Annotated in this window: 21 protein-coding genes, 3 tRNA genes and 2 rRNA genes; 19 read left to right on the forward strand and 7 right to left on the reverse strand. The window is 33.9% G+C overall.

Annotated features, from left to right (window positions below; translation table 11 throughout):
• From A9G48_RS08685 to A9G48_RS08705, 5 genes are all read left to right on the forward strand, one after another.
• A 23S ribosomal RNA gene (locus A9G48_RS08685) occupies window positions 1-465 on the forward strand; the annotation flags it as partial.
• A gap of 156 nt (window positions 466-621) precedes the next feature.
• Window positions 622-737, forward strand: a 5S ribosomal RNA gene (rrf, locus tag A9G48_RS08690).
• Between the two features lie 44 nt (window positions 738-781).
• Window positions 782-858, forward strand: a tRNA-Asp gene (locus tag A9G48_RS08695).
• Window positions 859-866: 8 nt separating this feature from the next.
• Window positions 867-942 (forward strand) — tRNA-Trp (locus A9G48_RS08700).
• Window positions 943-1,074: 132 nt separating this feature from the next.
• Window positions 1,075-1,413: a DUF413 domain-containing protein gene (locus tag A9G48_RS08705; protein ID WP_034946035.1), complete on the forward strand. Its 339-nt coding sequence runs from the start codon at window positions 1,075-1,077 to the stop codon at window positions 1,411-1,413.
• A gap of 5 nt (window positions 1,414-1,418) precedes the next feature.
• Here A9G48_RS08705 and A9G48_RS08710 read toward each other — a convergent pair whose 3' ends face one another.
• From A9G48_RS08710 to znuC, 3 genes are all read right to left on the reverse strand, one after another.
• Window positions 1,419-2,942 carry a YifB family Mg chelatase-like AAA ATPase gene (locus A9G48_RS08710; protein WP_034946032.1) on the reverse strand — a complete coding sequence of 508 codons (1,524 nt, stop codon included), beginning with the start codon at window positions 2,940-2,942 and terminating at the stop codon, window positions 1,419-1,421.
• Window positions 2,943-3,063: 121 nt separating this feature from the next.
• Entirely contained in the window at window positions 3,064-3,864 is an 801-nt protein-coding gene (gene znuB, locus A9G48_RS08715; protein WP_065576077.1) for a zinc ABC transporter permease subunit ZnuB, read from the reverse strand.
• Between the two features lie 33 nt (window positions 3,865-3,897).
• Window positions 3,898-4,641, reverse strand: coding sequence for a zinc ABC transporter ATP-binding protein ZnuC (gene znuC / locus A9G48_RS08720; protein WP_065569199.1), 744 nt, complete (start codon window positions 4,639-4,641; stop codon window positions 3,898-3,900).
• A 94-nt stretch (window positions 4,642-4,735) separates the two neighbouring features.
• Between znuC and znuA the strand changes: the two genes are divergently transcribed.
• From znuA to purF, 14 genes are all read left to right on the forward strand, one after another.
• The gene (gene znuA, locus A9G48_RS08725) at window positions 4,736-5,692 is read left to right on the forward strand and encodes a zinc ABC transporter substrate-binding protein ZnuA (RefSeq protein WP_034946024.1); all 957 of its coding nucleotides are present in this window, start codon (window positions 4,736-4,738) and stop codon (window positions 5,690-5,692) included.
• Window positions 5,693-5,723: 31 nt separating this feature from the next.
• The gene (mepM, locus tag A9G48_RS08730) at window positions 5,724-7,082 is read left to right on the forward strand and encodes a murein DD-endopeptidase MepM (protein ID WP_065576078.1); all 1,359 of its coding nucleotides are present in this window, start codon (window positions 5,724-5,726) and stop codon (window positions 7,080-7,082) included.
• 116 nt (window positions 7,083-7,198) lie between these two features.
• Window positions 7,199-9,538, forward strand: a complete 2,340-nt coding sequence (gene mrcB, locus A9G48_RS08735) for a bifunctional glycosyl transferase/transpeptidase (RefSeq protein ID WP_051825240.1) — start codon at window positions 7,199-7,201, stop codon at window positions 9,536-9,538.
• Between the two features lie 11 nt (window positions 9,539-9,549).
• Window positions 9,550-10,359, forward strand: a complete 810-nt coding sequence (gene mutM / locus A9G48_RS08740) for a bifunctional DNA-formamidopyrimidine glycosylase/DNA-(apurinic or apyrimidinic site) lyase (RefSeq protein WP_034946021.1) — start codon at window positions 9,550-9,552, stop codon at window positions 10,357-10,359.
• 360 nt (window positions 10,360-10,719) lie between these two features.
• Window positions 10,720-12,033 carry a Tol-Pal system beta propeller repeat protein TolB gene (gene tolB, locus A9G48_RS08745; protein ID WP_141670357.1) on the forward strand — a complete coding sequence of 438 codons (1,314 nt, stop codon included), beginning with the start codon at window positions 10,720-10,722 and terminating at the stop codon, window positions 12,031-12,033.
• A gap of 143 nt (window positions 12,034-12,176) precedes the next feature.
• On the forward strand, window positions 12,177-12,656 hold the full coding sequence (pal, locus tag A9G48_RS08750) for a peptidoglycan-associated lipoprotein Pal (RefSeq protein ID WP_034946018.1): 480 nt from the start codon (window positions 12,177-12,179) through the stop codon (window positions 12,654-12,656).
• A 63-nt stretch (window positions 12,657-12,719) separates the two neighbouring features.
• Window positions 12,720-13,466, forward strand: coding sequence for a tol-pal system protein YbgF (gene ybgF, locus A9G48_RS08755; protein ID WP_065576079.1), 747 nt, complete (start codon window positions 12,720-12,722; stop codon window positions 13,464-13,466).
• A gap of 134 nt (window positions 13,467-13,600) precedes the next feature.
• Window positions 13,601-13,676, forward strand: a tRNA-Lys gene (locus tag A9G48_RS08760).
• 170 nt (window positions 13,677-13,846) lie between these two features.
• Window positions 13,847-15,382: a murein biosynthesis integral membrane protein MurJ gene (murJ, locus tag A9G48_RS08765; protein WP_034946016.1), complete on the forward strand. Its 1,536-nt coding sequence runs from the start codon at window positions 13,847-13,849 to the stop codon at window positions 15,380-15,382.
• A gap of 353 nt (window positions 15,383-15,735) precedes the next feature.
• Entirely contained in the window at window positions 15,736-16,632 is an 897-nt protein-coding gene (accD, locus tag A9G48_RS08770) for an acetyl-CoA carboxylase, carboxyltransferase subunit beta (RefSeq protein ID WP_034946014.1), read from the forward strand.
• 6 nt (window positions 16,633-16,638) lie between these two features.
• The gene (folC, locus tag A9G48_RS08775; RefSeq protein WP_065576080.1) at window positions 16,639-17,913 is read left to right on the forward strand and encodes a bifunctional tetrahydrofolate synthase/dihydrofolate synthase; all 1,275 of its coding nucleotides are present in this window, start codon (window positions 16,639-16,641) and stop codon (window positions 17,911-17,913) included.
• A gap of 12 nt (window positions 17,914-17,925) precedes the next feature.
• On the forward strand, window positions 17,926-18,513 hold the full coding sequence (locus tag A9G48_RS08780) for an SPOR domain-containing protein (protein ID WP_051825236.1): 588 nt from the start codon (window positions 17,926-17,928) through the stop codon (window positions 18,511-18,513).
• A 33-nt stretch (window positions 18,514-18,546) separates the two neighbouring features.
• Entirely contained in the window at window positions 18,547-19,029 is a 483-nt protein-coding gene (locus A9G48_RS08785) for a CvpA family protein (RefSeq protein ID WP_034946259.1), read from the forward strand.
• A gap of 20 nt (window positions 19,030-19,049) precedes the next feature.
• Window positions 19,050-20,567: an amidophosphoribosyltransferase gene (gene purF / locus A9G48_RS08790; RefSeq protein WP_034946010.1), complete on the forward strand. Its 1,518-nt coding sequence runs from the start codon at window positions 19,050-19,052 to the stop codon at window positions 20,565-20,567.
• Between the two features lie 151 nt (window positions 20,568-20,718).
• On the opposite strand, the gene A9G48_RS08795 is transcribed toward purF, so the two are convergent.
• The 4 genes from A9G48_RS08795 to nuoK are packed head-to-tail and all read right to left on the reverse strand — an operon-like array spanning window position 20,719 to window position 26,303.
• Window positions 20,719-22,587 carry an NADH-quinone oxidoreductase subunit N gene (locus A9G48_RS08795; protein ID WP_081295284.1) on the reverse strand — a complete coding sequence of 623 codons (1,869 nt, stop codon included), beginning with the start codon at window positions 22,585-22,587 and terminating at the stop codon, window positions 20,719-20,721.
• 6 nt (window positions 22,588-22,593) lie between these two features.
• On the reverse strand, window positions 22,594-24,138 hold the full coding sequence (locus A9G48_RS08800; RefSeq protein WP_034946007.1) for a complex I subunit 4 family protein: 1,545 nt from the start codon (window positions 24,136-24,138) through the stop codon (window positions 22,594-22,596).
• Window positions 24,139-24,156: 18 nt separating this feature from the next.
• Window positions 24,157-26,004 (reverse strand): NADH-quinone oxidoreductase subunit 5 family protein, encoded by a 1,848-nt coding sequence (locus tag A9G48_RS08805; protein WP_081299264.1) that lies wholly within the window; start codon window positions 26,002-26,004, stop codon window positions 24,157-24,159.
• Window positions 26,001-26,303 carry an NADH-quinone oxidoreductase subunit NuoK gene (nuoK, locus tag A9G48_RS08810; protein WP_034946000.1) on the reverse strand — a complete coding sequence of 101 codons (303 nt, stop codon included), beginning with the start codon at window positions 26,301-26,303 and terminating at the stop codon, window positions 26,001-26,003. Before nuoK ends, A9G48_RS08805 begins: the two co-directional genes overlap by 4 nt.
• Window position 26,304 lies beyond the last annotated feature (1 nt).

The following is a 26,304-nucleotide window of genomic DNA, read 5'->3' on the forward strand; positions in this document are numbered from 1 at the left end:
AGGTACTCCGGGGATAACAGGCTGATACCGCCCAAGAGTTCATATCGACGGCGGTGTTTGGCACCTCGATGTCGGCTCATCACATCCTGGGGCTGAAGTAGGTCCCAAGGGTACGGCTGTTCGCCGTTTAAAGTGGTACGCGAGCTGGGTTTAGAACGTCGTGAGACAGTTCGGTCCCTATCTGCCATGGGCGTAGGAAAATTGAGAGGGTTTGCTTCTAGTACGAGAGGACCGAAGTGAACGCACCGCTGGTGTTCGGGTTGTGATGCCAATTGCATTGCCCGGTAGCTACGTGCGGAATAGATAAGTGCTGAAAGCATCTAAGCACGAAACTAGCCTTAAGATGAGTTTTCCCTGAAGAGATTCAGTAAGGTTCGTTTGAGACTAAGACGTAGATAGGTCAGGTGTGTAAGTGTAGTGATACATTGAGCTAACTGATACTAATGAACCGAGAGTCTTAACCTTACAACTCGGAGTTGTTTTGTGATTACGTGAAGAGAAGCGTTTGATGACTAAGTCATCGAAATTGGATTAAATGTTGATTGAGTGGTTTGTTCCGAATTGAGAGATTGGTGTTATTATGAGATAATGAGCACTGATTGTAGAAGAGAAAAGAATATGTCTGGCGGTAATAGCGCGGTGGTCCCACCTGACCCCATGCCGAACTCAGAAGTGAAACGCCGTAGTGCCGATGGTAGTGTGGGTATTACCCATGTGAGAGTAGGGTGCCGCCAGACTTTTTAAATCTTAATTTCTATTTTATAGGCATGCCAAATACGGTGGAGCGGTAGTTCAGTTGGTTAGAATACCTGCCTGTCACGCAGGGGGTCGCGGGTTCGAGCCCCGTCCGTTCCGCCACCTTATTTAGGGGCGTAGTTCAATTGGTAGAGCACCGGTCTCCAAAACCGGGTGTTGGGAGTTCGAGACTCTCCGCCCCTGCCACAAAATGATAATTTGTATTAATTTTAATCGCTTAATCATTATTTATCTATATAAATAAAAAAAATTATTTACAGATTACGTTACTGAATTATAATTTTCGCCCTACGACTTTTACAATCTAGAGGATAAAAAATGGCTGAAAGTTTTATAAGTCAACAACGTTTTTTTGATAATAAAAATTATCCAAGAGGCTTTTCTCGCCATGGAGATTTTACAATCAAAGAAGCGCAGATTTTAGAGAAATATGGTTGTACTTTTAAAGCACTTGATACAGAAGTAAAGAAACCTTTAACTCCAGAAGAAAAATCATTTGTTGCAGTTTGTAAAGGAAAAAAAGAAGCATCAACTGATTTTGAAAAAGTTTGGATAAAATATCTTTCTCGTATAAATAAACCAAAACGTTTTCATACATTATCCGGTGGAAAACCACAAGTTGATGTAAGTGATGATTTCATAGATAATGATGACTGATTCTTTTAACCAATGTTTTTGTGTAATTGAATTAGTAATCGATCCATAGAACGATAACTTAAAGCTTCTGAAATATGTTTTCGTTCTATTTTTTCTGATAGCTCTAAATCTGCAATAGTTCTTGATACTTTTAATATTCGATGCCATGCTCGAACCGAAAGCCCTAACTTGATTAAAGCTTTTTCCAAATATTCATTATTTTCATTAGATAATTGGCAATAATGTGGTATTTCATTTGGGGATAACTGACTATTTAATTTTTTGTTTCTTTTTAATTGTGTATTCCTTGCTTTAAATACTCTTTGTTTCACTTGTTCAGTCGATTCAGCCATTGTTATTCTTTGACTTAATGCTCCTTGGGGTAATAGTGGTACTTCAATAGAAATATCAAATCTATCTAAAAAGGGACCAGAAAGTCGATTTAAGTAGCGAATTATCTGTAGTGGTGTTGTTCTATTATGTGTTCCTTGATAATGCCCTGTTGGGCTAGGGTTCATTGCTGCTATAAGTTGAAATTTAGCAGGAAATCTTATTTTAGCATTTGCTCTTGAAATAATAATTTCACCAGATTCAATGGGTTCTCTTAATGCATCTAAAACTTTACGATTAAATTCTGGCAGCTCGTCTAAAAATAATACACCATTATGTGCAAGTGAGATTTCTCCAGGTTTAGGTATTGTACCACCACCAACAAGTGCTGCACTTGATGCACTATGATGGGGTGATCTGAAGGGTCTTTTTCGCCAATTTTTTATTGAGCCATTGGGACTAATTAAGCTGGTTATTGCCGCACTTTCTAGCGCTTCATCATCAGTTAATGGCGGTAATAAAGAGGTTAAACGTGTTGCCAACATTGTTTTTCCAGTTCCAGGGGGACCAATTAATAATAGATTATGCCCACCTGCCGCAGCAATTTCTAAAGCTCTTTTAGCATGCTCTTGACCTATAATATCTTGTAAGTTAGCTAAATGAGTATCAACATCTTCATATTCCCTATACTTTACAGTAGGTAATTGAATTTGATTGTATAAGTATTGACATAACTCTAATAAGTTGTTCGTAACTAGAGTGTTATTATGATGAATCAATGATATTTCAGATTGATTCTCAGCCGAAATAATTAATGTACGATTACTTTTTTTTGAAGCTATAGCAGCAGGAATCGCCCCTTTAACTGCACGAATATCACCTGAAAGTGCTAGTTCTCCCAAAAACTCATAGTGCAATAGATTTTCTGTTGGAATTTGTTCAGTCGCTGCAAGAATGGCGATAGCAATAGGTAAATCAAAACGGCTTCCTTCTTTTGGGAGATCTGCTGGAGATAAATTAACTGTTATTTTTTTTGCAGGAAATGTAAAGCCACTATTTATAATGGCACTTCGTACTCTATCTTTGGCCTCTTTTACAGTAGCTTCTGGAAGACCTACTAATACAAAACCTGGTAATCCATTACTAATATGAACTTCAACATTAATATGTGGTGCTTGTATACCAACAGATGCGCGAGTATGAATAATTGCAAGAGACATAATATAAATGATTAATTTTTTGAATTTTCATCATGTTACTTTCTAAAAAATAAACATCAATTAAAACTATATTTAGATTGAGATCTGTATCGCAATAAATTTATTATTTTTACTGAGTTTTCTAAGCTTTATTAGAGAAAAATAATTTTGAAATTATTAAAGATATAAAAAAAAGACAAGCATTACTTAACACAACAGATGGGCTTGTTGGTGTATTGTAAATTGATGAGAAAATTAAACCACTAATAATAGATAGCATACCAATGACTATGGCTGTTAGCGCCATTGTTTCAGGTGTTTTTGAATAATATTTGGCAGTAGCTGCAGGAATAATTAGTAAAGATGTTATAATGAGTGCACCGACAAATTTCATTGCAATTCCAATAGTTAAAGCTAGTAATAATATTAAAAGTAGTTTAGTAAATTTTATATTAATACCCTGAATAAAAGCTAATTCTTCATTTATAGTGATAAACAAAAAATCATTCCAACGCCAAATTAATAAAATTCCTATTAATATTACACAAAAAATGATTGGATAAATATCTATATATGTCACAGATAAAAGATCACCAAATAAGTATCCCATCAAATCAACTCGAATATTACCTAATAAACTAATTACTACTAAGCCAAGTGAGAGTGCACTGTGCGCTAATATTCCAAGTATAGTATCTATAGCTAGCTGTTTTTGAGACTCTAACCATAGTAATCCTAATGCCAAAATTAATGTGACAAAAATAATGCCATAAAATAGATTTATATTAAATAAAAAACCAAAAGCTATACCGAGCAACGCTGCATGTGATAATGTATCACCAAAATATGACATTCTCCGCCAAACTACAAATGTCCCTAATGGTCCAGTAACTGTCGTTAAACATAGCCCTACGAATAAAGAAGGCAGTAGAAATTCAATCATTATTTATCTCCTTTTCAACATTAGGTAAAAATATTATTGGTTGAAATCAGTGTGTTTTTGACAGAAATCATGTTGATGATTGTGGCAATGTTTATAAACTGCGATTTGAGATGCACAATGTCCACCAAAAAGCGAGATAAATTCGGGATCGTTAGATACAATTGCAGGTGTCCCTGAACAACAAATATGATGGTTTAAACAGATAACTTCATCGGTTTTTGCCATAACCAAATGAAGATCATGAGAAACCATTAACACACCACAATTAAACTGCTTTTTAGCACTAACAATTAAATCATATAATAAAATTTGACCATTAACATCAAGCCCTTGTGTTGGCTCATCTAGAATTAACAATTGAGGACGTTTTGCGAGAGCTTGAGCAAGTAGAACACGTTGCAATTCGCCACCTGATAATTGATGTATCGATTTATCAATTAAATATTCTGCCTCTACTAGCGAGAGCGAATTAATAATATCTTTATTTTTTAATTTTTTATTTAAATGCATAAAGCGTTTAACAGTGATGGGTAAAGTAGGATTTAAATTGATTGATTGAGGAATATAACCGATAGTTAAATTAGCTAATCGTTTAATTTCCCCTGAAGTATGGGGAATTAAGCCTAAAATGACTTTAACCATAGTTGATTTACCGGCTCCATTTGGTCCCAATAACGTAATAATTTGATTCAAGTTAATTGATAATGAAACATCATCCAATATTTTCTGATGATTGATTTCAACGGAGACATTATCAAGAGAAATTAATTGAGTCATATTATTGATATACCCTTGCTTATCTACATGTTATGTTATACTATAACAATATATAAAGTCTATTTTATCACATTTTTAAACATAACATAATGGCATGAAAAAATATATTGTAAGGAATTTAGAACGTTTTATCCGATTTTTGGTGATGTCTGGATCTATATTCGTTATAGAGAGTATGATTATAAATGCAGAAGCGACAATTGTTTCATCTGTGAAGCCGATAGGTTTTATTGTTGAAGCAATTGCTTCAGGTGTAACTGAGACAGAGATCTTATTACCAGATGGAGCTTCACCTCATACATATTCTTTAACGCCTGCAGATTTAAGAAAAATCAAATCAGCTCAATTGGTTATTTGGATAGGTGAAGATCTAGAAACTTTTATGCCGGCGATTTTAAAAAATGTTGATAAACAAAAGCAAATTGAATTAATTGATATATCGGATATTAAAGTTTTACTTCGAACTAGTCATGATAATAATTCCCATGAAGAAATACAAAGCCATCACGATTCATCTGACCATGATCATCATGGCGAATATGATGAGCATATTTGGCTTTCTCCAGAAATAGCAAAAATTATTGCTAAGTCAGTTCATGACAAATTGATAATACAATATCCAGATAAAAAAGATTTAATTGATGAAAATCTAAGCGAATTCACAATTAAACTGGCTGAAACAGAACAAAATATTGCAAAAAAACTTAGAAACGTCCAAAATAGAGGGTATTTTGTATTTCATGATGCCTATGGGTATTTTGAAGCGAAGTTTGGATTAAACAATTTGGGTAGTTTTACCATAAATCCATCAGTACAGCCTGGTGTTCAAAAAGTTTACGCTATAAAACAAAAAATAAAAGAACACCAAGCAATATGTATATTTAGTGAACCGCAGTTTAGTCCTGCAGTTATTGGAAAATTAGTGGATGGAACGAAAGTTCGAATTGGGGAATTAAACCCATTAGGAACTGATATAGATCTTTCGAAAGATGCTTATTCACAATTTTTGTTAAAATTAACACAGCAACTGTTGGATTGTTTAGATAAATAATAGATTAAATAATAAATAGTTAAGGTTGATTTTGGCAAGAAAGATTAAATTTCCAGATATTGAAATAAATAATTTTAAAATTCCTTATCTTTCAATATCAGGTGTCCTTTTTTTCGTTATCTTGTTTTCCGTATTGTGGCGACCTCTCAATTTGGAACGTACTGTTTATGTACCACTAAATCCTCAAGCAGAAACAACTGTATCTAACGGTTCTTCTTTACCTGTTGATATTGGGGAAGGACAAATTGAAATAGTTGATGATAATTCAAATTCCAAGATAACAGAATCTTCAGATGAACCAGAAGATATTGTTGCTAAAGATGATTTAGACGCAATTCTTGATGATAAAGATAACACTGTGCAATATACTATTGTTCGAGGCGATACGTTGCATGATATTTTATTACGTTATAATGTTAATCGAAATGATATTTATCAGTTGACAACAAAGTATAAACAACTAGCTAATCTAAGAATTGGTCAACAAATTAGTTGGACTACTGATGATGATCATAATTTGAAGAGTTTTAATTGGACCATTTCAAGTAATAATATTCGAATATATGAAAAATCTGGTGATAACTTTGTAGAAAGTTCAGAAACTGAAGAGGCTGTATCCCAAGAAGTTATCCTTAAAGGTGAAATTAAAACAAATTTTATTGCTGATGCTCGGAAAATTGGCTTAACTAGTAGTGAAATTGGCACTATTACACGCGCATTACAATGGCGTCTGGATTTCAAACGTTTGAGAGTTGGAGACAAATTTTCGGTAATTTTATCGCGGCAAATGCATGGTAAACATCTTTCTAATAGCCAATTATTAGCTTTTCGCTTTAAAAATGGCTCTAAAGATTTTTATGCAATTTTGGCAGATGATGGAAAGTATTATGATATTAATGGAAGCAGCTTATCACAGAGTTTCTTCCGTTATCCTTTGGCAAAAAAAGCACGTGTTTCATCTGGATTTAATCCTCGCCGTTTGCACCCTGTTACAGGGCGTATAGCACCTCATAATGGTGTGGACTTTGCTGTATCACGAGGCACGCCGGTATTGTCAGTTGGTAATGGCGAAGTTGTAATTGCTAAATATAGTGGTTCAGCAGGTAATTATATTGCTATTAGACATGGACGCCAATATATGACAACTTACATGCATCTTGACAAAATTTTAGTTAAACAAGGGCAGCAAGTTAAGCAAGGGGACCAAATAGGTTTATCAGGTAATACAGGGCGTTCAACTGGTCCTCATTTACATTTTGAATTGCATATCAATAACAAACCAGTTAATCCATTAACCGCAAGTCTACCAATAAATGAAGGTTTAACAGGTAAATCTAAAAATGCGTTTATAGCAAAAGTTAAAAATATCAAACCACAACTGGAATTTTAATCATAAATTTGGAAAAGTAATTTTGAATTAATATCAACAAAATAAGGTAAGTTTATATTTAAAAAATTGTGGTATTATAAGTCCATTATTATTCAATAATGGATCTTAGGCGAGCTTTGAATACATCAACTAAAACTACCCAAAAGAAACCTTCTTCAAAAACAAAAAAAATTAAAAAGCGTTCACTATTGGGTCGATTGCTTTCGTTACTATTTAAACTACTGCTTATTTTTTTAGCGGTCACTGTTTTTTATGGTATATATCTTGATCAGAAAATTAAAGAACGAATTGATGGCAATGTATGGGAACTACCTGCTGCAATTTATGGTCAAATTATTGAGCTTGAACCCGACAGTGAATACAGCTTAAATGATGTGGTTACTATGTTAGTTGGCGCACAATATCGTCAGCAAGCTACAAAAGCTACGCGCCCTGGGGAATTTATTGTAAGTAATGATGCAGTTGAAATTTATCGACGACCTTTTACTTTTCCTGATGGTGAAGAGCAAGCATTCCGTATTAAAATTACTTTTTATCAAAACCGAATAGACCGTATTATAAATTTAAATACAGGTAGAGATTTTGGATTACTAAAAATCGATCCAAAATTAATAACGATGATGCATTCTCCAAATGGCGAACAACGACTTTTTGTACCATTAAAAGCGTTTCCTGATTCATTATTAAAAACATTAGTTGCTACTGAAGACAAACGTTTTTACGAACATCATGGTGTGAGTCTGTATTCAATTGGACGTGCAATTTATGTTAACCTTACAACAGGACGGACTGAAGGGGGTAGTACATTAACCCAGCAAACAGTTAAAAATCTTTTTTTAACAAATGAACGAAGTTTGAGTCGAAAAATACGTGAAGCCTATATGGCTTTGATTTTAGATGCTCGCTATAGTAAAGAACGTATTTTAGAACTTTACTTGAACGAAATTTATTTTGGTCAAGCAGGTAGTGAAGAGATCCATGGATTTCCATTAGCAAGTTTATATTACTTTGGTCGCCCAGTAAATGAACTTACTTTAGATCAACAAGCAGTTTTAGTTGGAATGGTAAAAGGTGCTTCATTGTACAACCCTTGGACACAACCGCTACAGGTAATTGAACGGCGCAATGTTGTGTTAAAACTTTCACAACAGCAAGGTATTATTGACGATGAATTGTATAACTTATTAAGCCAGCGCCCGCTATCTGTTTTACCTAAAGGAGGTGTCATTTCTCCTCAACCTGCGTTTATGCAGGTTGTTCGTAGTGAACTTCGTAACCAATTAGGTGATAAAGCAGAACACCTTTCTGGCATGAAGATTTTTACAACTTTTGATCCAGTTGCTCAAGCTGCTGCAGAACAAGCTGTAACCAATGAAATTGAAGTACTACGTAAATCAACAAATAAAGACTTACAGGCAGCAATGGTTGTCGTTAGTCGAGAAACAGGTGAAATTAGATCAATTATAGGGAGTGCCGAGCCACGTTATCCAGGTTATAATCGAGCATGGTTAACTAGGCGAGCTATAGGCTCTCTTGCTAAACCAGCAACTTACTTAACTGCACTTGGACAACCTGATCATTATCAACTTAATACATGGCTAAATGATAGCCCATTATCAATTAAACTTGATGGTGGTGGTTATTGGGAACCGAAAAACTACGATCGTAAATTTCGTAATCGCGTTATGTTAGTTGATGCTTTGGCGCTTTCGCTTAATATCCCAACAGTTAATTTAGGTATGGCATTAGGACTTGATGCGACAAAAAATATTTTGCAAGCACTTGGAGTACCAGCAGATCGCATTCCTAATTTGCCATCAAGGTTATTAGGAGCTTTAGAATTAACGCCATTAGAAACAGCTCAAATGTTCCAAACTATTACTAATAATGGACAGCGTTCCCCACTAACTATTTTAAGATATGTTTTAACAGACAAAGGTGAATTAGTATATCAGAGCTACCCAAAGCAGATTCAAGCTGTTTCTCCTCAGTCAGCTTACTTAACTACTTATGCAATGCAACAAGTGGTTGAATCAGGAACATCACGTACATTAAAAGGGAAATATGGTTCATTTAAACTAGCAGCTAAAACAGGAACAAGTAATGACTCTCGCGATAGTTGGTTTACTGGTATTGATGGTAAAAATGTTGCTGTTATTTGGATTGGGCTTGATGATCATTCACCAATGAAATTAACTGGTGCGACAGGAGCATTAAAAATATATAGTGAATATTTACAAAATAATACACCTAAAAAGCTAACTCTGCCGATACCACAAAATATATTTATGGTACCAATAAATAGTAATGGACATTGGCAATGTGAAGGAAATATTCAAGATTTTCGTAGTTTACCTGCATGGACATCTAGTTTGCAGAGTTTATGTATCAATAATAATCAAACAGAATCTGCTCAACAAGTGCCTGCTTGGGTGACTGAAATGTTAAATAATTAAGTGGAATTCCTATGCCTGAATTACCAGAAGTAGAAACTAGTCGTCGTGGAATTTTGCCTTATTTAAAAGGGCAAACGATAAAACAAATTATTGTTCGCCAACCTAAACTTCGTTGGCCAATTGACAATGCTATAAATGAGGCAAATGGACAAGTAATTTTAGATATAAAACGACGCGCAAAATATTTGTTATTACAGTTAACTAACAATTGGATTGTGATTCATTTGGGAATGTCTGGTAGTTTACGTATTTTACAAGAAGCTCAAAAAGCTGAAAAGCATGATCATGTCGATTTGGTTTTGGAAAATGGTGTGAGTTTGCGCTATACCGATCCTAGGAGGTTCGGCTCTTGGCTCTGGGCAAATTCATTGGATAAATTAACTCAATTGCAGCATTTGGGACCTGAACCATTAAGTGATGCATTTTCAGGAAATTACTTAATTGAAAAAGCAAAGAATCGTCATATCCCGATTAAACGTTGGATAATGGACAATCATATTGTAGTTGGAGTTGGTAATATATATGCGTCTGAAGCACTATTTATGGCTAGGATCAATCCTAATCGAGCAGCAGATTCTTTAAAATTTACTGAATATGAAAGGCTAGCAATCGCAATTAAGCAAGTTTTAACCAAATCAATTGAGCAAGGTGGTACGACTCTTAAAGACTTTCTCCAATCCGATGGAAAACCTGGTTATTTTGCTCAAAATCTTCAAGTTTATGGAAGAGAAGGTGAAGCCTGCCTGATCTGCCAAAGGAAAATAAAATCACAAAAAATAGGGCAACGTAATACTTTTTACTGTGAGTATTGTCAAAAATAATGACTTAATTTTCATTTAGTTGTATATCTATACAATGTTGAATTTTATCTTAAAGATAGAAATATTATTAATAAATAATAGGTTAATAAAAGTTATTTTTAAGAGATAAATAAAATTATGTTGTCAAAATATCAAATTTTGTACTTTAAACTAGCTAAAAATGGTATTAGTATAAGGCTACTTCTAAGTAATGAAAATAATTAACAGCAGTTGAACCTTTTATCACAAAGGTTATAGACTTGTTATGTAATATCAGCTATCTTTCTCATTGTAGAATTATTTACAATTTTTAACTTTATTGTGACTAATAGGTTGCACATACTTTAACATAATTATTTTGCTTCTATTAAGGAATTTAAGATGATCAAATGTGCTTTTCGCTTTTTGATAACTTGCTTCATTTTTTTATATGCCTCAGCAGCAACTGTTTGGGCCGATAATGAAGGAATACAAATTAATATCACGGAAGGTCTAAGTGCTGCTAAACCGATTGCAGTTGTGCCATTTAAATGGACTGGATCTGGAGAGCCTCCTCAAATGATTAATGATATCATTTCTTCAGATTTACGTAATAGTGGTAAATTTAACCCTATTGATATTAATAATATGCCACAAAAGCCAACAACAGCATCAGAGGTTTATCCAACAGAGTGGCAAAATATTGGTATTTCTGCTGTCGTTGTCGGTTCTATTCAACCAGATGCATCTGGAAAATATCTTATTACTTATCAATTAGTTGATACTGTTAATAAACCTGGTGCAATTTTAGCACAAAACCAACTCTCCATCGAAAAACGATGGCTACGCTATGCTGCACATACAGCAAGTGATGAAATCTTTGAATCGCTAACGGGTATTAAGGGCGCATTTAGAACACGAATTGCTTATATTGTAAAACTAAACAAAGGACCATTTACACACGAATTACGCGTGTCTGATTATGATGGTTACGATCAGATTACTGTTCATCGCTCAAAAGCGCCGTTAATGTCACCGACCTGGTCACCTGATGGTAAAAAACTTGCCTATGTTACTTTTGAAAGCGGGCGCTCAGCACTAGTTATGAAAACATTAGATAGTGGCGCTATCGAAACAATAGCATCTTTTCCTCGACACAATGGTGCACCTGCTTTTTCACCAGATGGAATGAAACTAGCATTTGCTTTATCTAAAGACGGTAATTTGAATTTATATATGATGGATTTAAACTCAAAGAAAATAACTCAAATTACATCAGGTCGAAGCAATAATACTGAACCATCATGGATGCCTGATAGTCAAACGATTGTTTATACCTCTGATCAAGCTGGACGTCCACAGTTATACAGCATTAACATAAATGGTGGAACACCACAACGATTAACATGGGATAATACACAAAATCAAAACGCACGTGTTTCACCTGATGGCTCGTTTATCGCTATGATATCAACTAATAATGGTGAACAACATATTACGCGGTATGATCTAGAAAGAAATACGTATCAACGATTAACAGATACTTTTTTAGATGAAACACCAAGTATAGCGCCAAATGGTACAATGATAATTTATAGTTCAACAAAAGGTTTTGGCACAATCTTAAACTTGGTTTCAACAGATGGGTATTTCAAGGCGGAATTGCCAGTAACTAATGGACAGGTAAAATTTCCATCATGGTCACCATATTTGTAACAGAAGACCGAAACTTAATCAATATTATTAAATTTGTAGCAAAGATCATATGACTAATTATTTGCTAACTGGTATCAAATGTTGTTTTGAAATCAGTTAGATAAACCAAATATTATTTATTTAACACATAGGAGTTAATAACAATGCAATTTTCTAAATTTCTTAAAGTAGCCGTGGTTGCTTTACCTCTAATTGCTGTGACAGCATGTTCTTCAAAAAATACTACAACTACAAGTGGCAGCTCATATAACGGCTTATCTAATGAAGATTACACTTTACTCAAAAAGCTGCAACAGCAAGAAATGAATACAGTGTATTTTGATTTTGATAAATATGATATTAAGCCTGAGTACAGAAATAAGTTAGATGCGCACGCAAGTTTTTTACGAGCACATACTCCTATTAAAATTGTGATAGAAGGTCATGCTGATGAACGTGGAACACCTGAATATAATATTGCTTTAGGCGAACGTCGAGCTGTTGCAGTTGAATCTTATCTTCAAGCTAATGGTGTATCTGTCGGGCAAATGACAGTTAAGTCTTATGGTAAAGAACAACCGGCAGTATTAGGTCACGATGAAGCGGTTTACGCCAAAAATCGCCGTGCTGTAATTGTATATTAATCGCTCTCATAACGGCTGAATTATTTAGCCGTTTGTTTATCTGTTTACATTGAGTCCTATTATATGAATAAAAAAATACTCACATTATCCTTATTTTTATTGTTTGCTGGTTATGGTTGTGCAGCGGGTGGTTCTGAACTGGAAAGAACTGTACAGGCACAAGGTCAATTGTTGATACAAAATCAACAAAGGATAAATGATTTGCAATCAGATATTGATACCCTTCGTGGTCAACTAGAAGAAACTAAATACCAACTCAACCAGACAATCGAGCGCCAAAAAATAATTTTACAACAAATGGCAGGTAGTTCGGCGCTTTCATTTAACACCAATACTGGCTCTTCACAAGAAGCCATATCATCGCCTACAACTTCAACTTTTGGGCCTGTTTCAACCGTAGCAGCACCAGAATTATCTGGGTGGACCACTTCAGGTAACGATAAAACGGATTATAATTTTATTATGCGGTTTATTAGTGATGGAAAACAAAGCGATGAGTTGATTGCCGCATTCCAAAAGTTTTTAAAAGTTTACCCTAAATCCGTATATCGTTCTAATGTTAATTATTGGCTTGGTCAATTATTTTATAAGCAAGGCAAGAAGAACGACGCTTCATATTATTATGCAACAGTTGTGAAAGATTTTCCGTCTTCACCAAAAGCGGCTGAAAGTCTTTATAAAGTAGGGATAATTTTATTTGATAAAGGTGATAAAACAAGTGCTAAAGCTGTATTTCAACAAGTTGTGAATAAGTATTCTAAAGATAAAAATATTGTTGAGCTTGCTAATAAAAAGCTTGCTTCACTTTAAGAAAGCGTATGAAAATTCGGTATTTTGAAAAAATACCCATAAAAGGGTTGCATTACCTAATAATTATAGGTAATATAGCAACCCGAAATCGCTTGTATCACTAATAACGTTGGTACATCCGTTCTATTAAAAAAGGGTTGTTAGCTCAGTCGGTAGAGCAGCGGACTTTTAATCCGTTTGTCGAGCGTTCGAATCGCTCACGACCCACCATCTTTATACTATACAGTAAGCAAACTATTAGTTAAAAAAATAAATCTCATGATAAAGTAAGTTTTCATTACCTCACTATAGATAAAAAATTTATTGAAAAAAAGCATGGTGATTTGTACGAATAGTTTGTAGACTATGCCTCATTGTCCATTTTAGATGCTATATTCTTTATGAATCTTTTAAAATCTTTAGCCACAATAAGCTCTATGACAATGGGCTCACGAGTATTAGGTTTTGTTCGTGATGCAATTATTGCTCGTTTTTTTGGGGCAGGAATGGCAACCGATGCTTTTTTTGTAGCATTTAAGTTACCTAATTTACTAAGACGTGTGTTTGCAGAAGGGGCCTTTTCACAAGCTTTTGTGCCAATTTTAGCAGAATATAAAAATCAACAAGGAATAGAAGCGACGCGTACTTTTGTTGCTTATATTGCTGGTTTATTAACACTAGTGTTGGCATTTGTCACCCTAATAGGTATATTAACAGCTCCTTTTATTATTATATTAACTGCGCCAGGATTTAAAGAAGAATCGCTTGAGAAATTCCAACTAGCAACTACGATGTTGCAAATCACCTTTCCTTATATATTTTTCATTTCCCTCTCTTCACTTGTTGGGGCAATACTAAATACCTGGAATCGTTTCTCGGTTCCTGCTTTTGTACCAACATTGTTAAATATTAGTATGATTGTGTGCACATTATTTCTCACTCCTTACTTTCACCCGCCAGTGCTGGCTCTTTCTGTGTCGGTTGTGATCGGCGGTGTTTTGCAACTACTTTATCAACTTCCTTATTTGAAAAAAATAGGGATGTTAGTTCTACCTAGAATTAATTTAAAAGATAGTGGGGTTTGGCGCGTGTTAAAACAAATGGGACCTGCAATTTTAGGTGTTTCAGTTGGTCAGATTTCATTAATTATTAACACTATCTTTGCCTCATTTTTGGCTTCTGGATCCGTTTCTTGGATGTATTATGCAGACCGTTTAATGGAGTTTCCTGCAGGAGTGCTTGGAGTGGCATTAGGGACGATTTTACTGCCATCATTAGCAAAAAGTTTTTCAAAGAGCGATCATAAACAATATTCTGAATTATTAGATTGGGGGTTAAAACTTTGCTTTTTATTAGCCTTGCCTAGCACTGTTGCTTTAGGTGTAATTTCTCGGCCACTCATATCAACACTATTTGAGTATGGGCAATTTACTTTAAATGACACTTTAATGACACAGCGTGCTTTAGTAGCTTATTCTATTGGTTTACTTGGTCTGATTCTAATAAAAGTATTAGCACCTGCATTTTATTCAAGACAAGATATTAAAACTCCAGTTAAGATTGCTATTGCTACTTTAATTTTGACACAATTAATGAACTTAGTATTCATTGGACCGTTACAGCATGCTGGGCTATCTCTATCAATCGGTCTTGCTTCTTGTTTTAATGCTGGATTATTATTTTGGCAACTACGCAAAAAACAACTTTATTATCCACAATCAGGCTGGTATAAATTTTTAGCTAAAGTAGTTATTGCTGTTATTTTAATGTCAGCGGTATTATGGTTAGGCTCAGAGCTATCTAACTGGTCTACTGGATCAATGTTAATACGCATTGGACGGCTATTTTTGTTAGTAATTGTCGGTGTTTTCGTTTACTTCGGGGCATTAATTGCTATGGGGTTAAAAATAAAACAATTTATTAAGCGAATAGATTAAAGAATAGCAACAAATTATTTTTAAATAAATATCGGAGCTAATTATAATTAAATTTGCAAATTAGTTTTTATATATAAATTAGGAGTCAAGAAGTTTAAATATGAAAGTTGAAGTTTTATTGGTTTTTCTTGTATATTAAAATTAATCGAAGTTATTGGTGCAAATAATAAATTTTATCTCCAAAATTATTATAATTAAATACAAGTAATATTTTTTATTATATTGAGTAATTGGAGAAAGATATGAAATATCTTTACAAAGTAGGACAAAAATAAAAACAGCTATTAAGAATTAGTACAAAGTATTATACAATACCCAGTAATTCTAGAAAGTAGCAGCATGAGAGAATCATAATGAGCTGGATTGAAAAAATTCTAAGTAAAAACAATATATCGTCAGACCATAAAAAAGCGAATATACCAGGTGGTGTTTGGACAAAATGTAGTAACTGTGAGCAAGTTATTTACCAAGCAGAATTAGATCGTAATTTAGAGGTTTGCCCTAAATGTGATCATCATATGCATATTCCTGCACGTGTGAGGTTGTATCGATTTTTAGATGAAGGCTCTGATGTTGAAATTGGTTCGGAACTAGCCCCTAAAGATATCTTAAAATTCAAAGATACAAAAAAATATAAAGATCGTTTAACTGCAGCGCAAAAAGCAACACATGAAAAAGAAGCCATGATTGTTATGAAAGGCACATTGTTGGGGATTCCAGTAGTTGCTGCATGCTTTGAATTTGCATTTATTGGTGGATCTATGTCTTCAGTTGTAGGTGCTTTGTTTGTACGCGCTGCTGAACAAGCGATAGCAGATAAATGCCCATTAATTTGTTTTTCAACAAGTGGTGGTGCTCGAATGCAAGAAGCTCTATACTCATTGATGCAAATGGCAAAAACAAGTGCGATCCTTGCAAAAATGCAGGATGAAGGCTTACCATATATTTCAGTTATGACTGATCCTACTATGGGTGGTGTGTCGGCAAGTTTAGCTATGCTTGGTGATATTAATATTGCTGAGCCTAAAGCGCTTATAGGTTTTGCAGGACCTCGTGTTATTCAACAAACTGTTCGTGAAACATTACCTGAAGGTTTTCAGCGTAGTGAATTTTTACTTGAAAAAGGTGCTATTGATATGATTATTCATCGTAAAGATATGCGTCCTAAAATTGCTACTTTATTAGCAAAATTGATGAGGTATCCTGATCCGCTTAATGATATTACTATAAATGAGACAGAGACAGTTTAATTAGTCATGCAAGATAAAAAACCAGATGCCATGTCTAACTTAAAGACATGGCTTTGTTATTTAGAGCAACTGCATCCAATAACCATCGAACTTGGACTAGAGCGAGTTAAAACCGTGGCAGAAAGGTTGGATTTATTACAACCTGCTCCCTATGTTTTTACTGTAGCTGGGACGAATGGCAAAGGTACTACTTGCCGAACGCTAGAAATGATCTTGCTTGCAGCAAAATTTCGAGTAGGTGTTTATAGTTCACCACATTTATTAAGATTTACTGAACGTGTGCGAATTGATAATCGAGAATCGACTGAGCGAGAAATGGTAAAAGCTTTTGCCGAAATCGAAAAAGCGCGTGGCGATATTTCATTGACTTATTTTGAATATACAACGCTTGCAGCACTTTATCAATTTAAGCAAGCTAAACTAGATGTAGTTATTCTAGAAGTAGGATTAGGTGGACGACTTGATGCCACAAATATCGTTGATGCTGATGTAGCAGTTATTACCACAATTGGTATTGACCATGTTGATTATCTTGGTAATACAAAAGAAAGTATTGGGCGTGAAAAAGCGGGTATTTTCAAAAGAAAAAGTATTGCCATTGTTGGTGAACCAGAAATGCCTTCATCGATTTTAGACGTAGCAAAATCTGTTCACTGCCCAATTTATGCTGTAAATCGGGACTGGTCTTATCAACAACAAACCAATGATACTTTATGGTCATTTGATTCTTCAAGAAAGTGCTATTGTAATTTACCTATACCGAATGTTCCTTTAGCTAATTCAGCAACTGCTATTGCAGCCTTAAGTTATTCAGCGCTTAAAATTACTGAAGCTGAAATATGTGTAGGGCTTTCACAATCAAAGTTAACTGGGCGTTTTCAAATATTACAAACTTCGCCTCTTGTCATTATTGATGTTGCTCATAATTCTCATGCTGCCACTTATTTAATAACACAACTAGAAGAATTAAAGAAAAAACAATCAAATGTTGCTAAAGTTCGTATTGTCATTGGGATGCTAAAGGATAAAGATATCAAATGCACTTTATCAATACTAAAAGGCGATATTTGGTATTGTGCTACCCTTTATGGTGAGCGTGGTTCTAATAGCAAAGTATTAAAACAATATCTACTAGACAAAGGCGAATCCAACATTTCAACATTTGATACCGTCTGCGATGCCTACCAAAAAGCGATGCAAGAGGCAAAAGAAGATGATATTATCATTGTATGTGGTTCATTTCATACAGTAGCTGATGTATTAGAGCAATATGAATATTAGGCGAAATTAATCATGATAGAAGATAAAAAAGATAATCCGAATAAGCAAAAAATTATTAGGAATCGGCTTGTTGGTTTAGCAGCTTTATTACTTATCCTAGCTGTTATTGCGCCATGGATCATCACCGATAAATCAAATTCGCAAACCTCAACTACGCCTATCTTACAACCTAATATAGTAAATGAACAGTTTCAAGCAGCCGAAGCTGCGCCAGATGATAACACGGCCAATAACGGCGCTAATAACGTATCTAGCATACCTTATATACCAGATACTGACCAGAACCCAAGTTCTTTAGTTTCGCCTGAAATTAGTGGTGATGAAAAAGATGACCTAACCTTTACAACTGATCCAATAGAGCAAGATCCTAAGCCATATATCATTCAACTTACTGCATTAAGAAATAAACAGAAGATTGAAGAGCTTGTTGCTTTGTTAAGATTGAATAATTATAACGTTAGAGTGATACCTAAAAATCCGGAGCCTAACCAATTAATTAAATTACTAGTTGGTCCTTATGCAAAGAAAGAGCAAGCTGAACAAGTAATTGATAATTTAAATAATTTGACGAAATTAAAAGGGATCATAGTTGCTAATTAGAAATATTTTGACATAAAATTGTGAGTTATTATGATGAATTGGGTTGATTTTACAATTATCGGTGTAATAGTTTTTTCTGCATTAATCAGCATAGTACGTGGATTTGTAAGAGAAGCATTATCCCTGATTAGTTGGATTCTTGCATTTTTTATAGCAAGTCGATTTTACATTTATATCGTTGCCTATTTAACGTATTTTGATAGTGAACTAATGCGAATAGCTGTTGCTGTAGCTATTCTCTTTGTTTCAACATTACTCGTTTGTTCTGTTGTCTCTTACATTATTGGCGAGTTAGTGCAAAAAACAGGGTTATCTGGTACGGATCGGGTACTTGGTATTGGTTTTGGTGTTTTACGGGGGATTTTAGTTGTAGCCGCCATACTCTTTTTGGTTGATACTTTTACACCGTTATCACAATCGCCATTTTGGACTCAGTCTCAGCTTATTCCGCATTTTAGTTTTATTATTCGTTGGTTTTTTGATTTTATACAACAATCGTCTTCATTTTTATCGTAGTAATTTTGAGGTAATATTGTATGTGTGGTGTTGTTGGTATAGTAGGATATAGCACAGTTAATCAATCTATCTATGACGCATTGACCGTTTTGCAACACCGAGGTCAAGACGCCGCAGGTATAGTAACTATTGATGAACAAAATCGCTTTTGTTTACGTAAAGCTAATGGCTTAGTAAAAGACGTGTTTCAAGAACATCACATGCAGCGCTTGCAGGGGAATTTGGGTATAGGTCATATTCGTTACCCAACAGCTGGTAGCTCAAGCCCGTCTGAAGCACAACCTTTTTATGTAAACTCTCCCTACGGTATTGCACTTGCCCATAATGGTAATTTAACTAATACTGATAAGCTACGTAATAAACTCTTTGAATTAGCAAGACGGCATATTAATACCAACTCTGACTCAGAAGTACTACTTAATATTTTTGCCAGTGAATTAGATAAATTTCCAACCTACCCCTTAACAGCCGATAATATTTTTACAGCAGTGAGTCATTTACATAATACCATCAAAGGTGCGTATGCTTGTGTTGCTATGATTATAGGGCATGGACTTGTTGCTTTTCGTGATCCATATGGAATTCGCCCGTTAGTAATAGGGAAACGTGTGCTTGATAATCAAAAAGTTGAATACATGGTTGCTTCAGAAAGTGTCGCATTAGACATCCTTAATTTCGAACTATTAAGAGATGTTGAGCCAGGTGAAGCCATTTATATAACACAAGAAGGGAAACTTTATTCGCAACAGTGTTCAAATAATCCCCAATATTATCCATGCATATTTGAATATGTTTATTTCGCAAGACCTGATTCATTGATGAATGGGGTATCAGTTTATCAATCTCGTATTTTAATGGGGCAAAAGCTAGGTCAAAAAATAGTAAGAGAATGGTGCGATGTAGATATTGATGTTGTAATTCCTATCCCTGAGACATCATGTGATGCCGCATTAGAAATAGCTCGTATTTTGAAGAAACCATATCGTCAAGGTTTTGTTAAAAATCGATATGTTGGACGAACTTTTATTATGCCAGGTCAAGATGCACGTAAATTATCAGTGAGAAGAAAACTCAACGCTAATCGTATTGAATTTGAAGGTAAAAATGTTCTTTTAGTTGATGATTCAATTGTACGGGGTACAACATCTGAAAAAATTCTTGAAATGGTGCGTTCAGTTGGTGCAAAAAAAGTTTATTTGGCTTCTGCCGCTCCAGAAATTAGATACCCAAATGTTTATGGTATTGATATGCCAGTTGCAAGTGAACTTATTGCTTATAATCGAACAGTAGAAGAAATTGCTAAAGATATTGGCGCTGATAAATTAATTTTTCAAGACCTTTCAGATCTAATTGACTCAGTTACAGAACAAAACCCAAGTATCCATCATTTAGAATGTTCGGTTTTCGATGGAAACTATATTACTGAAGGTGTTGATGGCTATTATCTTTCACAGCTAGAACAAAATCGAAATGATAGCAAAAAATCAACTCTTCAAAAAGAGTCAGAAAATCTCGAAATTTACAATGAAGGTCAATAATCATCATAATTGCAAATATAACAGAAACATTAAAGGAACAGATAGAACATCAAAGATTTATCTGCTCTTAATTCTTAAGAAAAGCCTTCTCATCCTTTTAACTTATAGCCAAATAATCGTGTAAAAATTTTGCTCACTATAAGTTATCATATTAACTTGTCAAATATTGAGCCATATTGACTAGACTAAATATCCATTTAGGATAAACGCCACAAATTACGATCAAAAGCGCTGAAAAAATAATGAATAGTTCACTTAATCTAATTTTTTCTCGTTTAATATTAATTATAAAATCTGACAATAGGTCATCTCGGTAAGTTGGTTTTATATAAAGATTGATAATTAACCGAGCATAAAAATACAGACCCAAAGCGCTGCCAATTACAACCGCTGCTATTAACCACCACAATTCGGCTGTCACACCTAATAAAACTAGTAAAAAACGACCAATAAAGCCTATAGTTAATGGTGCTCCCGCTAATGATAGCAATCCAATTCCCATTGCTAAAGCAAGAATTGGTTTTCGCCAAAATAAGCCAGATAAATCTACCTCATTTTCATGATCTTGTAGCTCATTAGAATGTGATTCTAAACTGATTACTCCTAATATACAGATATTTGATAAAATATAACCAATTAAGTAAACACCAATTGTTTCTAATGCCAACACTTGATATTGCACTGCAATTAAAGCAATTAATAAATATCCGAAATGAGCAATAGATGAATACGCAAGTAACCTTTTTAAATTACTTTGCATAAATGCAAATAAGTTGCCCCACAAAATTGAACAAAAAGCCATAATTACTAAGATGATACGAATAGTTTCATTATTAACAATAGGAGCTAATAAAAAGAGTCTGGCAATTGCACAAAATATAGCAACTTTTCCTACGGTCGAAAGCAACAATGCAACAACGGTAGGTGCACCTTGATAAACATCTGGCAACCAAAGTTGAAAAGGAACCAGCGATAATTTAAAACCAATTCCTACCAGCATTAAACAAACACCCATTAATAATAAAGTGCTAAGATAAGTCATTGTTGATAGCTGATAGCTTAAACCACTAAAAGTCAGCTCACCTGTAGTTGCATAATAAAATGCTATTCCCATTAATAAAAATGCACTGGCAACAGCGGACAATATCATATATTTTACCGCAGCTTCAAGGGAATGAGTTTGAATATACTGATAACCAATTAACCCAACAAACGGAATTGAAAGTAATTCTATTCCAACAAAGAAAGCCATTAAATGGCTAGCATAAACTAATGTAACCCCACCTAATGTCATAAAAAGTAAAATCACATAAAATAAACCATGTGACTTTAGTTCTTGTTTAAACCAACGGTAAGCAAAAAAGGTTACAATAATTGAAATAATTAAAATTAAACTGGTATATAGCAAGCCAAAACCATCACAAGTAAAAAGAGCATTGATATTCCGCTCATTGTCTAATTCAGTTTTTTGAGAAGTTGCAAATTGAACATTCTTATTATTCACATTAACGCTTTTTTTATCAGCCAGTTTTGTTTGAGTATCGTTGAAAGGTGAGGCGGGAGCTTTTTTTTGTTCCATTGTTTGTGAGTTACTGGATTCAGCGCTGTTATCGTCAACGGATTTATCTTCATCGACTTTTGATTGTTTTATTTGAAGTTCATCTATATCGGCATTCGGCTCCACCTTAATATTGCTTCCAACATTATTACTTTTATTTTCAGTTGAAGCTGGTTCTGTTGATGCTGCGTTAACGGGTATAGTTTCTTCTTGGGATGAATTCAAATCAACTTCAGTTGTTGATTTCGTAGGTATTTGCATATTATCACTGCTAATATCCGTTATAACCTGATTATTGATTGAAATTTTATACCCCATTATAGATGAGCAAAGCAAAGCCAGACTTAAACCACATACAGTCAAAATAGTGCACCATTTTGTTCCAATTTTGAAAACAAATAATGAAAATAACATAACAATAATGGTAATGCTCAATACAAATATAGGTGACAGATCCATCATATCTTATTATTCTCCCATGCGTTCTACTGTTATATATTGCTGTGTTTGTTTTACAGCAGAATAAGACATGTCTAAAATTATTTTAGGATACATACCGATAAAAATAAGCACAGTTAACAAGCTCGTTAGCAATAAAAAGTCTTTCTTACTAATTGATTTTTTTATAGTAATATCACTATTGGTAACGCCATAAAATAGGGGTTGCATACGAACAATAAATGAAATTGATAACATTAATAAACCAATTATTAATAAAACAGTAAAATAAGAAAATGAAACGAAACTACCAAGTAACATCATGTAATTTCCTATAAAATTCGCAGTTCCTGGAACACCCAAAACCGCTAGTATAAAAAATAAAGTAAATGAAGAAAGATATCGTACTTTTTCTTTCAGCCTTGTAAATTGGTTAATGTTACGAGTTGAATAACATTCAACTAATAACCCACTAATAATAAACAATCCTACAATAGCTAAATTAATGGCAATCATTTGGATAACAATTCCTTGATAAGCAATCACTGAGCCACTATAAATAATTGCTGTAACTAATCCCATTAATGCAATATGCACATATGCAATTAATTTTTTAATATCGGTTTGGCTAAACGCAAGTAATGCAGAATAGAAAACAGTACATAAAGCCAAGAATAATATTAAAGGCATAATCGAGACAGAAGCGTTTGGAAATAGAGGAATGGCAATACGTAAAAGCCCAAACGTTGCGGTACTAAGTAACAAGCCACTTATCATCATAGATCCAGTTGTTGATGACTCAATATGGGCTTCAATAAACCAATTATGAAAAGGAACAAAAGGTACGCGCACAATAAAAGCGGCTAAAAAACCTAGCATTAATAAAAATTCAGTACTGCTTGATATAGGTGTTTGGGTTAATATCTGATAATCAAACGTCCAATGGCTAGTTAAATTCCAATTTATCAATGCTAATGACACAATGGATATTAACATTAATAAACTACTAATTTGAGTATAGATTAGAAATTTACTTGCACCGTTAAAACGTAATTGAGAGCTAGAATCACGCCGACCCCATAAGGAAATTAAAAAATAGATTGGAATAGCTACCGCTTCCCAATAAAAGAATAATAAAAATAAATCGGTAACTATAAATAACATGATAATAGCCGATGTCATGAATAGTATACTAAGATAAAATAAGCCAGGGTTATTCAACTTTTCTTTACTTGAATAGATAATAGTTAATAACACAATAAATAGCGTAGAGGTAATTAAAACTATTGATAAACCATCGAGCAATAAGTGAAAACGAATCCCCAATAAAGGTATCCACTCAACATTGATTTCTGATATGCAGTTATTCCCTTTACCTAAAATGGTTATAGCATCTGACCATATATGTATGGTTATCCCCATAGTGATAAGTATTGTTATCAATGCAACAATTATAGGTAATTTATTGCAGTATATTTGCACATGGGCTGAGGTTACCATCCGCGGTATAAATACATGGCATAGCCAACCAATTAATCCGCCTATAACCGGTAAAAAAACAAGCCATAACAACATGAAAGATTACACCTTAATTTAAATAAAAATGAGTAACATTAATATAATAATGCTACCTATAACCATTGACACCATATACCATCGAATATGCCCATTTTCTAAGCTGACAATATATGAATTTATTTTTTTAATACCTAACATAAACCAATTATCCCATACAGCTAATGGATCTTTTTTGAGTAAGTTAGCTAAATAGATATAAGGTCTTACAAAAATAATGTTAATTAAATAATCAAAATGCCAATCAACACTACATAATCGTACAAAGAATTTGACCATTGGGGTATTTAAAATATCTTGCACTTCGCTATTTGGATGAGCGTATAGAGTATAAGCAATAAGAAAACTTAATAACGTTACCGCAGCTAAAAGTAACTGAAATGGCAATTTACCTTTAGTATCTAATTCTGCTATTGGAATAATTCCCTTAATTGGTAGAGGGAAATAGATAAATATCGCTGTAGTAAATATCAATAATATTAAAATTGGGCAGTAACTGATCCATTTGGTTTTAGAAAAATGATGTATTTTTTGTTTATGATAAAATACGATAAAAATTAAACGCAAAATATTTAAACTAGAAAGTAAAATTCCCAGCAACCCAATGGAGCCTGATATTAAATTATTTTTAGCCATTAATCCCCAAATAATATCGCCTTTAATATAGAATGAAGCTGAAATCCAGGGCATAGCACTGAGTGATAACATCACAATTAAGAACACGGCATATAACAAAGGGTACTTTTTAACTAAACCACCTAATTTACTAATATTACGTTCACCTTGGCATTTTTTGATTAAAATTGCTGATGCCAAAATTAATAATGTACTTGTTACTGTGTAATTGATTAAGCAAGTAAGTGACAAATTCCAACTTTGAGTTGAAAAAGCATAGAATAAATAACTAATTTGAGCTAAGTTTATAAAAGTGATAATGCGCTTAATATCATATTGAACTAAAGCAATTGTACTGGCGAATAAAACGGTTAATGATGACATTAAAGCCATAAGATTAAGCACATCAGTTGACATCATAAATAAATTATTAAGTCTAAGTACCAAATATACACCCGCTAAAATCACGGTTGAAGATTGCATTAATGCAACAGCTGGCATTGGTGCTAATGTGGTTTCAGTAAACCAAGTTTGCATAGGGAATAGCGCTGATTTACTCATGGCACCCAAAAATAGTGTTAAAGTAATCCAAAAAACGATATCTGAATCAATAGCTAAATTATCATGAGCTTGAGTTAAAATGTGTCGAATATCCAACGTTTCAACTGTTTGGAAAAGCAAAAAAATACCAATAATTAAAAAAACATCAGTTAAATGCATAATAACAAAGGCTTTAATTGCTGCATAGCTATTACGCAATTGTTTATAATAAATGCCTATGAGTAAGTAAGTACTTAAACTAATGCCTTCCCATCCAATTAGCATAACAAATAAGTTATCTACCAAAACAACGGTTAACGTACTGGCGACTAGTAAATTGCTATAAGCATAAAACGTATAAATATCTTTTTTAGATGTTAGGTAGCAGGCGGCAAAGAAATAAATAAATAACCCCAAAAAGGCAATTAATACTAAAAAAGTCAAAGACAAACCATCTAGCATTAGCGCAATCGGAACGACAAAATCGCCAACAGAAAACCATTCCCATAATCTTCTGGTATAAACAAGCGTCATATCCGGAACGGTATTAGTACTAAAATCAATGCAAGAAAAAATAGTAATTAGTGTAATCATTAACATGGTACTAATGCCAATTATTATCACATTAATCGGTCTTATATGTCTCCCTATACAAACTAACACTAAAAACGAAAGTAGAGGGACAATAATAGTTAAATAAAGTAAATTCATCCTTTCATTTCACTCAATGAATCAATATTAAAAAGTTTACGGCGATAGATTAATTTCATAAGAAGCGCAAGCCCTACGCAGGCTTCAGCTAATACAGCGATAACAGCTAAAAAAGCAAGTACTTGCCCATCAGGTTGTTGCCAATAACAACTAGCTGCTATTAAGGCGAAAATAGCGCCATTATTCATCACCATTAGGCTAAGTAGTAAAAAATAGAGGTTACGGCGAATTATAATACCGAATAAACCGATAACAAATAAGATAGAACCAAAAGTTAAACAATACATAAGAGGAATCATA

Origin of the sequence: Gilliamella sp. wkB18, assembly GCF_001690875.1 — a bacterium.
Classification (GTDB): domain Bacteria; phylum Pseudomonadota; class Gammaproteobacteria; order Enterobacterales; family Orbaceae; genus Gilliamella; species Gilliamella apicola_A.

Bases quoted from the DNA above. Each gene is read 5' to 3' on its own strand.
- tolB (WP_141670357.1), top strand. From the start codon at position 10,720: ATGATCAAATGTGCTTTTCGCTTTTTGATAACTTGCTTCATTTTTTTA.
- mutM (WP_034946021.1), top strand. From the start codon at position 9,550: ATGCCTGAATTACCAGAAGTAGAAACTAGTCGTCGTGGAATTTTGCCT.
- znuC (WP_065569199.1), bottom strand. From the start codon at position 4,641: ATGACTCAATTAATTTCTCTTGATAATGTCTCCGTTGAAATCAATCAT.
- A9G48_RS08795 (WP_081295284.1), bottom strand. From the start codon at position 22,587: ATGATGGATCTGTCACCTATATTTGTATTGAGCATTACCATTATTGTT.
- A9G48_RS08705 (WP_034946035.1), top strand. From the start codon at position 1,075: ATGGCTGAAAGTTTTATAAGTCAACAACGTTTTTTTGATAATAAAAAT.
- znuB (WP_065576077.1), bottom strand. From the start codon at position 3,864: ATGATTGAATTTCTACTGCCTTCTTTATTCGTAGGGCTATGTTTAACG.
- A9G48_RS08785 (WP_034946259.1), top strand. From the start codon at position 18,547: ATGAATTGGGTTGATTTTACAATTATCGGTGTAATAGTTTTTTCTGCA.
- A9G48_RS08805 (WP_081299264.1), bottom strand. From the start codon at position 26,004: ATGAATTTACTTTATTTAACTATTATTGTCCCTCTACTTTCGTTTTTA.
- znuA (WP_034946024.1), top strand. From the start codon at position 4,736: ATGAAAAAATATATTGTAAGGAATTTAGAACGTTTTATCCGATTTTTG.
- nuoK (WP_034946000.1), bottom strand. From the start codon at position 26,303: ATGATTCCTCTTATGTATTGTTTAACTTTTGGTTCTATCTTATTTGTT.
- purF (WP_034946010.1), top strand. From the start codon at position 19,050: ATGTGTGGTGTTGTTGGTATAGTAGGATATAGCACAGTTAATCAATCT.
- ybgF (WP_065576079.1), top strand. From the start codon at position 12,720: ATGAATAAAAAAATACTCACATTATCCTTATTTTTATTGTTTGCTGGT.
- folC (WP_065576080.1), top strand. From the start codon at position 16,639: ATGCAAGATAAAAAACCAGATGCCATGTCTAACTTAAAGACATGGCTT.
- accD (WP_034946014.1), top strand. From the start codon at position 15,736: ATGAGCTGGATTGAAAAAATTCTAAGTAAAAACAATATATCGTCAGAC.
- A9G48_RS08710 (WP_034946032.1), bottom strand. From the start codon at position 2,942: ATGTCTCTTGCAATTATTCATACTCGCGCATCTGTTGGTATACAAGCA.
- pal (WP_034946018.1), top strand. From the start codon at position 12,177: ATGCAATTTTCTAAATTTCTTAAAGTAGCCGTGGTTGCTTTACCTCTA.
- A9G48_RS08780 (WP_051825236.1), top strand. From the start codon at position 17,926: ATGATAGAAGATAAAAAAGATAATCCGAATAAGCAAAAAATTATTAGG.
- A9G48_RS08800 (WP_034946007.1), bottom strand. From the start codon at position 24,138: ATGTTGTTATGGCTTGTTTTTTTACCGGTTATAGGCGGATTAATTGGT.
- murJ (WP_034946016.1), top strand. From the start codon at position 13,847: ATGAATCTTTTAAAATCTTTAGCCACAATAAGCTCTATGACAATGGGC.